Here is a 13,759-nt window from a genome sequence, read left to right on the forward strand (position 1 = left end):
GTAGCCTGGCGGGGCAGACCAGCACCCTGGAGATCCGGTGACACCACCTTTGAACAGCTACGACCAGCCGGTCGGCGAGACCCTGCCCGACTGGACGCCCCGGCCGACCCCCGCCCGGGTGGGCCTGGACGGCACCTACTGCCGACTTGAGCCGCTGGACCCCGCGCGCCACGCCGACGACCTGTACGCGGCCTACCGGAGCGCACCCGACGGGCGGGGCTGGACCTACCTGTCGGTCGGGCCCTTCGAGAGCGCCGAGGACTACCGCACGTGGGCCGAGGCGGCCGCCCTCAGCACCGACCCGCTGCACTACACGGTGCTCGACAACGCCACGTGCAAGGCGGTCGGCACCCTCTCGCTCATGCGGCACGACCCGGGCAACGGTGTCGTCGAGGTCGGTCATGTGGCGTTCTCGCCCCTGCTGCAGCGCACTCCGGTCTCCACGGAGGCGCAGTACCTGCTGATGGCCTACGCCTTCGACAAGCTCGGCTACCGACGCTACGAGTGGAAGTGCGACGCCCTCAACGCCCCGTCCCGGACGGCCGCCGAGCGGCTCGGATTCACCTTCGAGGGGGTGTTCCGCCAGGCCGTGGTCTACAAGCAGCGCACGCGTGACACCGCCTGGTACTCGATCGTCGACGGCGAGTGGCCGCTGATCCGTGAGGGGTTCCGGGCCTGGCTGGCGCAGGGCAACTTCGCCGAGGACGGCCGCCAGAAGCGATCGCTGGCCGAGCTGCGCGACGCCTTGGAGCACGGCACCGCGCCCGGCCGGTGACAGGGCCGGGCGCGGTGCCACGCGCCGTCACACCCCGGTGTCGGTGACGGTCCCGTCCGCCAGCTCCAACCGGCGGTTGATCCGGACGGTCTCCAGGAGGCGGCGGTCGTGCGAGACCAGCAGCAGGGTGCCGGTGTAGGAGTCCAGGGCGGATTCGAGTTGTTCGATGGCCGGCAGGTCGAGATGGTTGGTGGGCTCGTCGAGGACCAGGAGGTTCACCCCGCGGCCCTGCAGCAGGGCGAGCGCGGCCCGGGTCCGTTCGCCGGGGGAGAGGGTGCTCGCCGGCCGCAGCACGTGGTCGGCGCCCAGGCCGAACTTCGCGAGCAGGGTACGGACTTCGGCGGGTTCCGTCCCGGGGACCGCGGACCGGTACGCGTCGAGGAGTGACGCGGCCCCGTGGAAGAGGGCGCGTGCCTGGTCGATCTCGCCGACCACCACCCTCGAGCCGAGCGCCTGGTGGCCGACGGCGAGTGGGACACGGCCGAGGAGGGCGTCCAGCAGCGTCGTTTTGCCCGTGCCGTTCGCGCCGGTGATCGCGACACGGTCCGCCCAGTCGATCTGCAGCGTGACGGGCCCCAGCGTGAACCCGCCGCGCCGCACGGTGGCGTCCCTCAGCGTGGCGACGACCGTGCCGGAACGGGGCGCCGCCGCGATCCGCAGGCGCAGCTGCCACTCCTTGCGCGGCTCCTCCACCTCCTCCAGACGCTCGATGAGCCGTTCGGCCTGCTTCGCCTTGGCGGCCAGGTTCTCGCTGCTCTCGATCCGACCGTTGCGGGCGAGCTTGTCGTTGTCCCGGCCGCGCCGCTGGGCGGTGCGGACCCCCTTGTCCGACCAGGACCGGTGCAGGGTCGCCCGCTCCTGGAGGGCGGCCTTGCGCTCGGCGTACTCCTCGTACTGCTCGCGGGCCCGGTGCCGGGCGCGTTCCGCCTCCTCCAGATAGGCGGTGTAGCCGCCGCCGAAATGCCGCACCTGCTGCTGGGCGCGGTCCAGTTCGAGGACCTGCGTGACGGCACGGGCGAGGAACTCGCGGTCGTGGCTGACCACGACGGCGCCCGCCCGCAGACCGTGCACGAACTGTTCCAACTGCTCCAGACCGGGCAGGTCGAGGTCGTTGGTGGGCTCGTCCAGGAGGAAGACGTCGTAGCGCGACAGCAGCAGCGAGGCCAGTTGCGCGCGTGCGGCCTGCCCGCCGGACAGCGACGTCATGGCCTGTTCCAGCCGGACGCCCAGGCCGAGCGTGGCGGCGACGTGCTCGGCACGCTCCTCCAGGTCGGCACCGCCCAGGTTCAGCCAGCGGGTCAGGCTCGTGTCGTACGCCTCGTCGGCCCCGGCGACGCCGTCGGCCAGGGCCCGGGACGCGGTGTCCAGGGCGCGCTGCGCCGTCGCGACACCGGTACGGCGGGCCAGGAAGGCGTGGACGCTCTCCCCCGGGAGCCGGTCCGGTTCCTGGGGCAGATACCCGACGGTCGCGCCGGCGGGGGAGATCTGGACGCGGCCTTCCTCCGGCCGGTCCAGTCCGGCGAGGACCCGGAGCAGGGTGGACTTGCCCGCCCCGTTGGGTCCGACGAGGCCGATCACCTCGCCGGGCGGGACGGCCAGGTCGAGGCCGGTGAACAGGGGGAGGTCGCCGTGGCCCGCGGCGAGATTTTTGGCTGTGAGGGTTGCGGTCATGGGGTCGCCTGCCGAATGAGGTCGGTCACCTGCGGTGACTGGGGTGCGGGGGAGGCACGCGCTCGGCATCGCGACGGCAGGCGGGAGTGCAACGCGTCCGGGAGCGGACGTCGGCGCGGACTCGGGTGGCCCCACCCGGCATTGAGATCGAGAGGGCCCAGGGCCGGGGAGAAGCGCAGAGGTCGCGTGCACGCCACCACCGTCGGCATGGCCGACCGCGGCGGGGCGGCACGGCGAACGCCGTGCCGGCAGTTGGGGCACGTACCTCAGATGCGCAAGATCCACCTCGATCGGCGACGACAAGACCGCGGACAACGCTACAGAGCGCCCGTCGCACGACGCCACCTCTTTTTCCCGGGCCCGGCCCTCCCGGCGGAGTCAGACGGACGGTGCCTCGGGCTCCGCGCACTGGCTCCTGCCGCGGTGCTCCACCAAGCGGCGTTCGAGCTCTTGGCCGATCTCGGCGGGCAGGGCCCTCGTGCAGCCCCAGTCGATCAGTGTCTCGGCGACGTCGCGCAGCTTGGTGTTGGTGTTCATGGAGACTTCGCGCAGGACTTCCCAGGCCTCGTCGGGGGTGATCTGCCCGATGCCGACGAGGATCCCCATCGCCTGGTCCACGGTCGCGTGCGAGTGCATCGCCTGCTTCAGCTGGGCGACCTCTTCCTTGAGGTCGGCGACGGTGCTCTCCGAGTCGGTGGCTTCCTCTGCGTGTTGCCGGCCGTCGTGGGTCAACAGCGCCTCCCGCGATGATTCGATGCCCCTCACTCTTGCTGCCCCCTGGCCGGTTAGCAATGCTCTGCCGAGGGGTGCTCTCGGGGTGACGCGGGGCACGTCGTGACGGGCGTGCGCCGGTGCCGCCCTACCGCCCGGCCCGGTCCGTCGTTGGGCTGTCCGGGCGGCAGGACGGTTGACCAGGCATGGGGGCGTGCGCGGCAGGTGAGGGCTGGTTCATGGCCGCCTTGCCGCACATCGCACCCATGCTCGCCACGGCGGGTTCGCTGCCGCCCGCGCGGGACGAGCCGCACTGGGGTGTGGAAGCCAAGTACGACGGACAGCGCGCGGTCGTCCACCTGCCCGGCGACGGATCGGTAGTGCTGCGCTCCCGCGCGGGCCACGACATCACCGCCGCCTACCCCGAGCTCCACGCGCTCGCCGAGCAGGTCGAGGGGCCCGCCGTGCTGGACGGCGAGATCGTCGTCCTCGACGAACGGGGCCGGCCGGACTTCGCGCGCCTCCAGCCGCGGATGGGCCTCGCGGGCGCACCGGTCCGCGCGGCCCGGCACGCCGCCCACGATCCCGTCCACCTGGTCCTGTTCGACGTCATGTTCCTGGACGGACGGCTGCTGACCGGCCGCCCCTACACCGAGCGCCGTCACGCGCTCGAGGAACTGGTGGCGCCCGGTCCTCGTTGGTCCGCCCCGGCCTCGCTGCCCGGCCACGCCCGCGAGGCACGTGACTTCACCCGTGCCCAGGGCCTGGAGGGCATCGTCCTGAAGCGCCTGGACTCGGTGTACGAGCCAGGGGTGCGTTCCCGCTCCTGGATCAAGGTCAGGCACGTGCGGACGGTGGACGTCGTCATCGGTGGGTGGGTGCCGGTCCGTGGGCGTCCGGGAGGGCCGCCGGGCGCGGTCCTCGTAGGTGCGTTCGAGGGCGGCGGCCTGGAGTACCTGGGCAGTGTGGGCACGGGGTGGAGCGAGCGGGAGCGCACCGATCTGGCCCGGCTGCTGGACATCGCCGCGGAGGACGCGTGTCCGTTCACGGTCCGGCCGGACGTCGCCGGCGCCCGGTGGGTGCTGCCCCGGCTCGTCGCCGAGGTCGGCTACACCACCCGGACGCGGGCGGGCCGCCTGCGCCACCCGGTGTGGCACCGGCTGCGGCCCGACCTGGCGCCCGGGGACGGCGGGCCGTGAGGAGCGGGCCGCGAGGTGCGCCGCTCAGCCGTTGACGTCGAAGGGGACGCCCGCGGGCAGCGCGCCGGACAGGTGGCTCGGGAAACTGGAGTCCTTGAGGCCGAAGTTGGCGCTGCCGAAGTCGTACGCGCTCAACTTGTCGCGCAGGCCCGCCGGGTAGCCGTTCCAGCCGACGAGGGCCGGGAACTGCCAGGTGCCACGGTGGTTCTCGGGCGGCTCGTCGCCCGCCGTCGCGAGCCGGAAGCAGTGGGTGCCGATGCCGTCCTTGTGGTAGACGACCTTCGGGTGGGTGCCGTCCCAGCGGATCCGGTCGCGGGGGTGGACGGTGAAGCGGCCGTGGGCGGACGTGGCGACGTACTCGGCCCGCCCGTCCTTCACCCACACCACCACGTGCTCCCAGTCGTGCCGGTGCCCGCCGAGCCCGCTGCCGGCCACGGCCTGGTCCTTCTCGAAGTAGAGGCCGTAGAGGATGGCGCACCAGCCGTTGTTGCACTTGCTGCGGGAGTAGCCGTTGGTGTTGCCGAGGTCGCTCGCGTCGTGGCACTGGCCGTTGACGGCGCCGCTCGGCTTGAGGCCGCCGTTCACGGTTCCGTCGGGGCCGATGGCCGCGGTCGGGTAGCAGCCGTCGCCGTCGTAGTCGTAGGCGGGCTGGAAGGTCTGCTCGGTGCCGTCGGCGTTCGCGGGCAGGGCCGGCGGCGGGGCGGCCACCGCGGAGCCCGCGAACGCCACGACCAGGACGAGGGCCCCGCCGACGGACAAGGACGCTCTCCTGATCGCTGACTTCCCGGGGATCGCACTGCTCGGCTTCACTGGCTTCTCCTGCGTCACATGGGGGGCACGTCGGCAGACGTAAGGGGGAATCATGGGCACGACAAGACAGGTGTGTCATGCCCACACCATCAATGGGTCACGCGCACGGGTAACGGGCCTGAACGCGCGGCGAATTGCCGACGGCTCGCAGTGGGCCCCTTGCTCATGGAGGGTCGCCTCATCGCACGCGTTCGTACGTGAGTGCGAGGACGGGTGGTGCCACCGGATGCGGATCGCGCGCCGCGCCCTGAATCTGGAGAGGGGGAGGAACGCAGAGAGGCAGGTGCGCCCATGACGGTCATGGACAAGCTCAAGCAGATGCTCAAGGGGCACGAGGACAAGGCTGGCCAGGGAATCGACAAGGCAGGCGACTTCGTCGACGACAAGACGCAGGGCAAGTACGCGGGCCAGGTCGACACCGCCCAGGACAAGCTCAAGGAGCAGTTCGGCTCCGACAAGTCCCAGCAGGACCCTCCGCAGAGCTGACCGCCGCCGGACGGTCCTGCCGGACCGGATCACACCGCACGGGCCCCTGCCGCTCCGCCGCTCGCGGAGGGCGGGGGCCCGCGCGGCGCCCGCTGTGGCAGAGTCGGTCCCGGCGGACGGGGCCCACCCACGGAGGGGATGACGACATCCACGTCACCAAGCAGCGGTTCGACGGGTGGATCGCCGGGATCGGCACCGCCACCGGCACGCGCCTCGTCGTCGGATTCTGGCCGCGCTCCCCGTTCGGTCCGTTCGCCGACGTCATGGTGGAGCGGGCCGACGGCCACCGCGTCCTGCTCGCGCCGTCCCAGCGGGTCGCGGAGTTCGTGTCCGCCACCTACCGGTTCGACGAGGTCGTCCTGTGTCCCGTCACCGTCCGGCCCGCGCGGGAAAGGTGGACCGTGGCGGGCGGACCGCTGCGGCTCACGTTCGTCCCCGGCAGGCCCACCGCGCTGGGACGGCTGCTGCGGACCGTCCCGGACCGGATCGGCGGCAGTCCCGCCTGGGCGGCACTCTGCGACGTGCCGGCCCGCCTGCTGATGCCGGGCGTACGCACCCGCGGCAGCGCGGGCGGCGGGCGCCGCGAGTGGTACGCCGCCCGCGACCTGCGCCCCCTCACGGCGGCCCGCGCGACCTGGGACGGAGCGGACCTGGGGGAGCTGCGCCCGGTCGCGCCACCGGTCCGGTTCGGCTTCGGCTCCGTGCCCCGCCGCCCGTCCCTCACCCGCGTCGTCACCACCGTGGAACTTCCCGCACCGACGGCCGCTCCCACATGCCGGAACGCGTGACCTGACTCAGGCTGGTCGAGCGGCGACGACGCGGCACACCCGTGCGCAGGTCCCGTGCCCACGTCACACCGAGGGAGCCCACCGCCATGAGAGCCGACCCGTTCCGTTCCGAGCTGTCCCTGACGGTGAACGGCACCGACCACCGCCTCACCGTCGACCACCGGACGACACTGCTGGACGTACTGCGCGAAGCACTCGGCCTCACCGGGGCGAAGAAGGGCTGCGACCACGGCCAGTGCGGGGCCTGCACCGTGCTGGTCGAGGGCCGCCGGGTGAACAGCTGCCTGCTCCTCGCCGTCGCCCAGGAGGGCGCGGACGTCACCACCGTGGAAGGCCTGCGCGCCGCCGACGGCGAAGCCCCGCACCCCCTGCAGCGCGCCTTCCTGGAGCGCGACGCCTTCCAGTGCGGCTACTGCACCCCGGGCCAGCTCTGCTCCGCCGTCGGCGCCCTCGCCGAGGCCGCCGCGGGACGCGCCTCCCACGTCACACCACCGGGCGAACCGGTGGAACTGACCAGGGACGAGATCCGCGAACGGCTCAGCGGCAACCTGTGCCGCTGCGGCGCCTACCCGCACATCGTCGAGGCCGTCGAGGACGTGATCTCGTGAAGCCGTTCACCTACCTCCGTGCCCGCACCGTCGAGGAGGCGCTCGCCGCGCACGCCGAACGGCCCGGCTCCAGCTACCTCGGCGGCGGCACCAACCTCGTCGACCTGATGAAGCTCGGGGTGTCCCGCCCCGCGGCCCTCATCGACGTCAGCGCACTGCCCCTGGACACCGTCGAGGAGAGCCCCGACGGATCCCTCCGCGTCGGCGCGACGGTACGCAACAGCGACCTGGCCGCCCACCCTCTCGTACGGGACCGCCACCCCGTCCTGTCCGAGGCCCTGCTCGCGGGGGCCTCCGGCCAACTGCGCAACGTGGCCACGACGGGCGGCAACCTCCTCCAGCGCACCCGCTGCACCTACTTCCAGGACCCGGACAAGCCCTGCAACAAACGGGAGCCGGGCACCGGCTGTGCCGCCCGGGACGGCGTCCACCGCGACCACGCCGTCCTCGGCCACTCGGCGCATTGCATCGCCACCCACCCCTCCGACATGGCGGTCGCGCTCGCCGCCCTCGACGCGCAGGTGGAGCTCAGCGGCGCGGACGGGCGGCGCACCGTGCCCGTCGCCGGCTTCCACCGCCTGCCGGGCGACCGGCCGGACCTCGACACCGAGATCCGCCCCGGCGAACTCATCACCGCCGTGCTGCTCCCGCCGCACGCCGCCGGACGGCGCTCCGCCTACCGCAAGGCACGCGACCGCGCCTCCTACGCCTTCGCCCTCGCCTCCGTGGCCGTGGTCGTGGACGTCGAGGACTCCGTCGTACGCCATGCCCGGATCGCCTTCGGCGGCATCGCGCCCCGCCCCTGGCGCGCCCTGCGGGCCGAGCGGGCGCTGGAGGGCGGCCCGTCCACGGACGCCGCGTTCACCGCCGCCGTAGACGCCGAACTGTCCGCCGCCGAACCGCTGCGGGACAACAAGTACAAGGTGCGCCTCGCCCACAACCTCGCGTGCGACGTCCTGCGGCGCCTGGCAGGCCCGCAGCCACCCGCGTGACCTCCGCGCCCCGTCCGCCCGACCCGCCCGCCGCCGCACCCAGGGAGAACGAACGCCATGCCGCACCACGCCGCCTCACTCGGTTCCCCCGTGGAGCGCAGGGAAGGCCCCGACAAGGTGACCGGGACCGCCCGCTACGCCGCCGAACACACCCCCGAGGGCTGCGCCTACGCCTGGCCCGTCCCGGCCACGGTGGCGCGCGGCACGGTCACCGGCATCGAGGTGGACGCGGCCCTCGCCGTCCCGGGCGTCGTCCACGTCCTCACCCCCTTCGACGCACCCCGTCTGACCGAACCGGACGACGCGACGCTCTCCCTCCTGCAGAATCCCCGCGTCCCCCACCGGGGCTGGTACGTGGCCGTCGTGGTCGCCGACACCCTCGAGGCGGCACGCGAGGGCGCCGCCGCGCTCCCCGTCAGCTACGACGAGGAGCCCCACGACGTCACCCTGCGCGCCGACCACCCCGACGCCTACGTACCGGAGGACACCGACGGCACCTCCGGCGAGCACGTGCGAGGCGGCCCCGAGGACGCCTTCGCCGCCGCGCCCGTCGCCGTCGACGCGCAGTACCGGGTGCCCCCGCTGCACAACCACCCGATGGAACCGCACGCGGCCACCGCGCGCTGGCAGGACGGCCGGCTGACCGTGTACGACGCCAGCCAGGGCGCCACCACGGTCCGCGACGTCCTCGCCGGGCTCTTCGAACTGCCCGAGGACCGGGTCACCGTCGTCTCCGAGCACGTCGGCGGCGGCTTCGGATCCAAGGGAACGCCTCGCCCGCACGTCGTGCTCGCCGCGATGGCCGCACGCGTGACCGGGCGGCCGGTCAAACTCGTCCTCCCCAGGCGGCAGTTGGCCGCCGTGGTCGGCCACCGCTCGCCGACGCTGCACCGGGTGCGGCTCGGCGCCACCGGGGACGGCACCCTCACCTCCGTCATCCACGAGGTCACCGCACACACCTCCCGCATCAAGGAGTTCGTCGAGACGGGCGCCGCGGCCACCCGCGTCATGTACGCATCGCCGCACGCCCGCACCACCCACCGTGCCGTGCCGCTCGACGTCCCCAGCCCCTCCTGGATGCGGGCCCCGGGCGAGGCGCCCGGCATGTACGCCCTGGAATCCGCGATGGACGAACTCGCCCAGGCCCTCGACCTCGACCCCGTCGAGCTGCGCCTGCGCAACGACACCGCCACCGAACCCGACAGCGGCAAACCGTTCACCAGCCGCCACCTCGCCGAGTGCCTGCGCGAAGGCGCCCGCCGGTTCGGCTGGGCCGACCGGAACCCGCGCCCCCGCTCCACCGCCGACGGCCCCCGCCTGATCGGCAGCGGAGTGGCCGCCGCCACCTATCCGGCGCTCGTCGCGCCGTCCCGGGCGAGCGCCCACGCCCACCCCGACGGCACCTTCCTGGTCCGGGTCAACGCCACCGACATCGGCACGGGCGCGCGCACGGTCCTCGCACAGGTCGCGGCCGACGCGCTCGGCGTGCCGGTGGAGCGCGTACGGACCGAGATCGGCAACAGCGACCTGCCGCCCGCGCCGCTCGCCGGCGGCTCCTCGGGGACCGCGTCCTGGGGCTGGGCCGTGCACGAGGCGTGCACCCGGCTGGCCGGGCGGCTGGCCGCGCACACGGACGGGCAGCTGCCCGCGGAGGGCGTGAGCGCGACGGCGGACACGGCGGGCGTCGCCGACGCGGACGACGACTACGCCCGCCACTCGTTCGGCGCCCACTTCGCCGAGGTCGGCGTCGACACGGTCACCGGGGAGGTCCGGGTGCGCCGGCTGCTCGGGGTATTCGCGGCCGGGCGGATCCTCAACTCCCGCACCGCACGGTCGCAGTTCATCGGCGCGATGACGATGGGCCTCGGCATGGCCCTGACGGAGGGCAGCACCATGGACGCGGCCTTCGGCGACTTCGCGGAGAGCGACCTCGCCTCCTACCACGTGCCCGCGCACGCGGACGTCCCCGAGATCGAGGCGCACTGGATCGAGGAGGACGACACCCGCCTCAACCCCATGGGCAGCAAGGGGATCGGCGAGATCGGCATCGTCGGGACGGCCGCCGCGATCGGGAACGCCGTGCACCACGCCACCGGGGTCAGGCAGCGGGAACTGCCGATCACCCCGGACCGCGTCCTGGCCGTCCTCGACCGCTGACCCCCCGGGGCGGCGGTGTGCGCGACGGCCGCCCTTCCGCGGTCACTCGGACCAGTCGGAGTCCCGGATGACCTCCACGAAGTCGCCGCGCCGGAAGCCCGGGACGAAGTGGGCCAGGACGTCCGCCTTCACGTTGCCGAAGGTGGTGTCGGGCCGGTCCTTGATGCCGTCGGTGAACGCGGCGAGGATCCGGTTCTTGAAGTCGGGGCGCGGATGGGCCGAGACCACCGCCTCCCGCCGCGCCGCGGGGACGGCGTCGTAGCCGATGCCCAGCACGTCGAGCTCCACACCGCGGGTGACCAGCGCGACCTCGGGCGCCATGTGCAGCGGGATCTCGGGCGTCGTGTGCAGGGCGATCGCCGTCCACGCGCGGCCGGCCCGCTCCTCGTCGACGCCGTGCGCCCGCAGGAAGCGGCGGGCCTCGTCGGCACCGTCGATCTCGAACCGCTGGTCCGTGCGGCGGAAGCGCTCGGTGAGCCCCAGGTCGTGGAACATCGCCCCGACGTAGAGCAGCTCGGCGTCGAAGGACAGCCCCTGCTCCTGCCCCCGCAGCGCCCCGAAGAGGTACACGCGGCGGGAGTGGTCGAAGACCAGCGGGGACGCGGCCTCGCGCACCAGCTCCGTCGCCTCGCGCGCCAGGGCACTGTCCGGGATCCGTACGCCCGCGATCGTCTCGCTCATGATGTGTGCCTTTCCTTGCTGCCGGTGGATGGCTCCACGCTGCCGTCCGGTGGATGTCTCCACCGTCGCGCGATGACGTAGCCTCGTGCCATGTCCATTCGGTCAGGTGAACCACGGATCCAGACATGACGCAGCGGGTGGCCTTCCTGGTCTTCGACGGGGTGACCCTGCTGGACGTCAGCGGTCCTGGCGAGGTGTTCCACCAGGCGGGCAGGCTCGGCGCGCGGTACGAGCTGCGGCTGGTCTCGCCCGGCGGGGGCGACGTGACGACGTCCTCGGGGCTGGTGCTCGGCGGGGCGACGGCGGTCGCCGACGCGGGCCCCTTCGACACCGTCGTCGTGGCCGGCGCCGACCGGCTGGCCACGCACCCCCTGGAGGACGACCTCCTCGCGGCCGCCCGCACGCTCGCCGGGCGGGCCGCGCGCGTCGCCTCGGTGTGCAGCGGCGCGTTCGTCCTCGCCGCTCTCGGCCTGCTGGACGGCCGCCGGGCCACCACGCACTGGCGGCACGCCGCGACCCTCGCCCGCCGCCACCCGCGCGTGCACGTCGAGCCGGACGCCCTCCACCTGCGCGACGGGCGGTACGTCACCTCCGCCGGGATCAGCGCGGGCATCGACCTGGCGCTCGGGCTCGTGGAGGACGACCACGGCGCGGACCTCGCGCGGGAGGTCGCCCGCGAACTGGTCGTCTTCATGCAGCGCCCGGGCGGCCAGTCGCAGTTCTCCACCGCGGTCGCCACCCCCGCGCCCCGCGGCGACGTGCTCCGCCCGGTGCTCGACGCCGTGTCGGCCGACCCCGCCGGTGACCACGGCCTGCCCGCCATGGCCGCGTCGGCCGCCGTCAGCACCCGGCACCTGACCCGGCTGTTCCGGACCGAGCTGAACACCACCCCCGCCCGCTGGGTGGAACGGGTCCGCCTCGACCACGCCCAGCGACTGCTCCTGGAGGGGCACGACGTCACCTCGGCGGCACGGCTCTGCGGCCTCGGAAGCGACGAGACCCTGCGACGCGCCTTCGCCCGCCACCTGGGGACCACGCCGAGCGAGTACCGCAGACGCTTCGGCACCACGCACGGCGGCCCGGACGGGCAGGCCCGTCCGCCCGTGACCGGTGTCCGTACTCAGCGCACGCGGTCGTAGATCAGTGCCGTCTCGCCGAGCTCGCCGGTGTCCTGGCGCGTCGGCGTCCACCGGGTACCGGGCAGGCCGTCCTCGAACAGGCGCGGGCCGCCCCCGGCGATCTCGGGGCAGACCAGCAGGTACAGCCGGTCGACCAGATCTGCCGCCAGGAGCGCCTTGATGACGCTCGGGCTGCTGTTGGCGAGGATGTCACCCCCGCTCTCGGCCTTGAGCCCGGCGACGACCTCGGGGGCCGGGGCGTTCACCATGCGGGTGCGTTCCCAGGGGGCTTCGGTCACGGTGGTCGACAGGACCACCTTCTCCGCTTCGGCCAGCCACTTCGCGTATCCGCGGTCCCGCGGATCGGCGGCGTCGTCCCCGGCGACGGTCGGCCAGAAGCCCAGGAATCCCTCGGCGTTGACGCGGCCGAGCAGCGCCGTGGTGGCGCTCTCCCAGATGCGGCCGAGGTGGTCCCGTGCGACATCGGTGGTCGCGTAGCGGACGATCGCGCCCAGGTCGCCCGGCCCGCCGGGACCGCAGTAGCGCCCGTCGAGGGTGAGGCCGATGTTCGCGGTGACCCGGCGGCCCGTCGCACCGGTTCCTGCGGAACCGTGTCCTGTCGAACTGGTCATGGCTGTACGCCCTTTCCATCGGTGTGAGCGGTGCGATCTGTGTGATCTGTGTGATCTACGTGATCCGCGTGCGGGGCGAGGGACGTGCGGGGAGTGTGGCCGGGGGCGGTGTCCGCCGGTCCGGTGGGGCGTACGGCCGCGGCGAGCTTGTCGAGGCTCTGGCCGAAGCCGATCTCGATGCCCGCGACGAAGTCCGCGGCATCCACGGTGCTGTCGGTGATGCGCCAGTGGACCGCGAGGTCCGTGCCGGTGCCGGCGGGCGCCAGGTCGAGACGGACGCGGGCGGTGAAGGCCGGGGTGCCGTCCGGAAGCAACGGCGAGAGCCGGTAGGCGAGGCGCTCGCCGGGACGTACGTTCTCGACCACGCCCTCGGCGTATCCGGCGACCGCGTCGGATCCGTCCGTGTCCTCCGCGTCGCGGTACGCGTGGACGATCCGCCCGCCGGGGCGCGCCTCGAAGACGAGCTCCGCCACGCGCAGGTCGTCGGGCGTCCACCAGCGGGCCAGCAGGGATGCCTCGGTGAGGTGCCGCCAGACCAGGTCCGGGTGGCCCGCCAGCGACCGCCGGAAGTCGAAGGCGCGGCCGTCGGCCCACCCGGTGTCCCGTGCGGAGAGCCGCTCCACGTCCATGCTCTGCCCGTAGTGGTCGTACGCCGAGCGCGGGCCGTCGTTCCGGTCCGCGGTGTCCGCCAGCCCGCCGAGGGCGGTCGCGAGGTCGCGCAGGGGAGCGGACCTGAGCGCGTAGATGCGCCGCTGTCCGGTGCGGCGGGAGGTGACGACACCGGCCCGCTCCAGGGTCTGCAGGTGCTTGGTCGTCTGCGGCTGGCGCGCCTCGGCGAGCTGGGCCAGCACGCCGACCGAGCGGGGCCGTTCGGCCAACAGGGTGACGAGCCGCCAGCGGGCCGGGTCGGCGAGCGCGGCGAGGAGTGCGTCCATGAGGACGAGTATTCTTCGTGGAGAATATTCTTGTCAAGGAATATGTGAGAACCGGTGCGCCCACGCATACGGCGGTGGGGGGGGGGGGGGGCCCCGCCCCCCCCCCCCCCCCCCCCCCCCCCCCCCGCCCCCCCCGCCGGGGCCCCCCCCCCCCCACCCCCCCCCCCCCCCCCCCCCCCCAACACCCCCGGAGAAA

14 protein-coding genes are annotated in these 13,759 nt (G+C 73.7%); 8 read left to right on the forward strand and 6 right to left on the reverse strand.

The genetic code is table 11. The features are described from left to right. The first annotated feature begins 37 nt into the window (after window positions 1-37). Complete coding sequence (locus ACFYXE_RS10415; protein ID WP_389310968.1) at window positions 38-775, forward strand: GNAT family N-acetyltransferase; 738 nt, start codon at window positions 38-40, stop codon at window positions 773-775. Between the two features lie 27 nt (window positions 776-802). Here the strand turns inward: ACFYXE_RS10415 and ACFYXE_RS10420 are convergent, their stop codons facing one another. Beyond that, on the reverse strand, window positions 803-2,446 hold the full coding sequence (locus ACFYXE_RS10420; protein WP_389310970.1) for an ABC-F family ATP-binding cassette domain-containing protein: 1,644 nt from the start codon (window positions 2,444-2,446) through the stop codon (window positions 803-805). A 378-nt stretch (window positions 2,447-2,824) separates the two neighbouring features. Next, complete coding sequence (locus ACFYXE_RS10425) at window positions 2,825-3,178, reverse strand: ANTAR domain-containing protein (protein WP_389310972.1); 354 nt, start codon at window positions 3,176-3,178, stop codon at window positions 2,825-2,827. Window positions 3,179-3,396: 218 nt separating this feature from the next. Here ACFYXE_RS10425 and ligD point away from each other — a divergent pair, with 218 nt between their 5' ends. Then, window positions 3,397-4,356 carry a non-homologous end-joining DNA ligase gene (ligD, locus tag ACFYXE_RS10430; protein WP_389310974.1) on the forward strand — a complete coding sequence of 320 codons (960 nt, stop codon included), beginning with the start codon at window positions 3,397-3,399 and terminating at the stop codon, window positions 4,354-4,356. 24 nt (window positions 4,357-4,380) lie between these two features. Here ligD and ACFYXE_RS10435 read toward each other — a convergent pair whose 3' ends face one another. After that, window positions 4,381-5,115, reverse strand: coding sequence for an NPP1 family protein (locus ACFYXE_RS10435; RefSeq protein WP_389310976.1), 735 nt, complete (start codon window positions 5,113-5,115; stop codon window positions 4,381-4,383). A 342-nt stretch (window positions 5,116-5,457) separates the two neighbouring features. Between ACFYXE_RS10435 and ACFYXE_RS10440 the strand changes: the two genes are divergently transcribed. The 5 genes from ACFYXE_RS10440 (at window position 5,458) to ACFYXE_RS10460 (ending at window position 10,197) form a co-directional block, all read left to right on the forward strand. Beyond that, entirely contained in the window at window positions 5,458-5,652 is a 195-nt protein-coding gene (locus tag ACFYXE_RS10440) for an antitoxin (protein ID WP_361178033.1), read from the forward strand. Window positions 5,653-5,798: 146 nt separating this feature from the next. Then, window positions 5,799-6,440 carry a hypothetical protein gene (locus ACFYXE_RS10445; RefSeq protein ID WP_389311424.1) on the forward strand — a complete coding sequence of 214 codons (642 nt, stop codon included), beginning with the start codon at window positions 5,799-5,801 and terminating at the stop codon, window positions 6,438-6,440. Between the two features lie 86 nt (window positions 6,441-6,526). Further along, window positions 6,527-7,048, forward strand: coding sequence for a (2Fe-2S)-binding protein (locus tag ACFYXE_RS10450; protein ID WP_389310978.1), 522 nt, complete (start codon window positions 6,527-6,529; stop codon window positions 7,046-7,048). Then, the gene (locus tag ACFYXE_RS10455) at window positions 7,045-8,040 is read left to right on the forward strand and encodes an FAD binding domain-containing protein (protein ID WP_389310980.1); all 996 of its coding nucleotides are present in this window, start codon (window positions 7,045-7,047) and stop codon (window positions 8,038-8,040) included. Before ACFYXE_RS10450 ends, ACFYXE_RS10455 begins: the two co-directional genes overlap by 4 nt. A gap of 57 nt (window positions 8,041-8,097) precedes the next feature. Next, complete coding sequence (locus ACFYXE_RS10460) at window positions 8,098-10,197, forward strand: xanthine dehydrogenase family protein molybdopterin-binding subunit (protein WP_389310982.1); 2,100 nt, start codon at window positions 8,098-8,100, stop codon at window positions 10,195-10,197. Window positions 10,198-10,239: 42 nt separating this feature from the next. Here ACFYXE_RS10460 and ACFYXE_RS10465 read toward each other — a convergent pair whose 3' ends face one another. Beyond that, the gene (locus tag ACFYXE_RS10465) at window positions 10,240-10,878 is read right to left on the reverse strand and encodes an HD domain-containing protein (protein ID WP_389310984.1); all 639 of its coding nucleotides are present in this window, start codon (window positions 10,876-10,878) and stop codon (window positions 10,240-10,242) included. A gap of 125 nt (window positions 10,879-11,003) precedes the next feature. Here ACFYXE_RS10465 and ACFYXE_RS10470 point away from each other — a divergent pair, with 125 nt between their 5' ends. Beyond that, window positions 11,004-12,017: a GlxA family transcriptional regulator gene (locus tag ACFYXE_RS10470; protein WP_389310986.1), complete on the forward strand. Its 1,014-nt coding sequence runs from the start codon at window positions 11,004-11,006 to the stop codon at window positions 12,015-12,017. Here the strand turns inward: ACFYXE_RS10470 and ACFYXE_RS10475 are convergent. After that, the gene (locus tag ACFYXE_RS10475; protein WP_389310988.1) at window positions 11,999-12,628 is read right to left on the reverse strand and encodes a dihydrofolate reductase family protein; all 630 of its coding nucleotides are present in this window, start codon (window positions 12,626-12,628) and stop codon (window positions 11,999-12,001) included. The genes ACFYXE_RS10470 and ACFYXE_RS10475 overlap by 19 nt on opposite strands. Next, window positions 12,625-13,563, reverse strand: coding sequence for a metalloregulator ArsR/SmtB family transcription factor (locus tag ACFYXE_RS10480; RefSeq protein WP_389310990.1), 939 nt, complete (start codon window positions 13,561-13,563; stop codon window positions 12,625-12,627). The genes ACFYXE_RS10475 and ACFYXE_RS10480 overlap by 4 nt, the downstream gene beginning before the upstream one ends. Between the last annotated feature and the right edge of the window lie 196 nt (window positions 13,564-13,759).

The organism is Streptomyces sp. NPDC002564 (genome assembly GCF_042889645.1).
Classification (GTDB): Bacteria; Actinomycetota; Actinomycetes; order Streptomycetales; family Streptomycetaceae; genus Streptomyces.

What these genes read in the sequence shown, in the direction of transcription:
- ACFYXE_RS10420 (WP_389310970.1), bottom strand. Translation starts at nt 2,446, where the DNA reads ATGACCGCAACCCTCACAGCCAAAAATCTCGCCGCGGGCCACGGCGAC.
- ligD (WP_389310974.1), top strand. Translation starts at nt 3,397, where the DNA reads ATGGCCGCCTTGCCGCACATCGCACCCATGCTCGCCACGGCGGGTTCG.
- ACFYXE_RS10440 (WP_361178033.1), top strand. Translation starts at nt 5,458, where the DNA reads ATGACGGTCATGGACAAGCTCAAGCAGATGCTCAAGGGGCACGAGGAC.
- ACFYXE_RS10450 (WP_389310978.1), top strand. Translation starts at nt 6,527, where the DNA reads ATGAGAGCCGACCCGTTCCGTTCCGAGCTGTCCCTGACGGTGAACGGC.
- ACFYXE_RS10460 (WP_389310982.1), top strand. Translation starts at nt 8,098, where the DNA reads ATGCCGCACCACGCCGCCTCACTCGGTTCCCCCGTGGAGCGCAGGGAA.
- ACFYXE_RS10465 (WP_389310984.1), bottom strand. Translation starts at nt 10,878, where the DNA reads ATGAGCGAGACGATCGCGGGCGTACGGATCCCGGACAGTGCCCTGGCG.
- ACFYXE_RS10470 (WP_389310986.1), top strand. Translation starts at nt 11,004, where the DNA reads ATGACGCAGCGGGTGGCCTTCCTGGTCTTCGACGGGGTGACCCTGCTG.
- ACFYXE_RS10475 (WP_389310988.1), bottom strand. Translation starts at nt 12,628, where the DNA reads ATGACCAGTTCGACAGGACACGGTTCCGCAGGAACCGGTGCGACGGGC.
- ACFYXE_RS10480 (WP_389310990.1), bottom strand. Translation starts at nt 13,563, where the DNA reads ATGGACGCACTCCTCGCCGCGCTCGCCGACCCGGCCCGCTGGCGGCTC.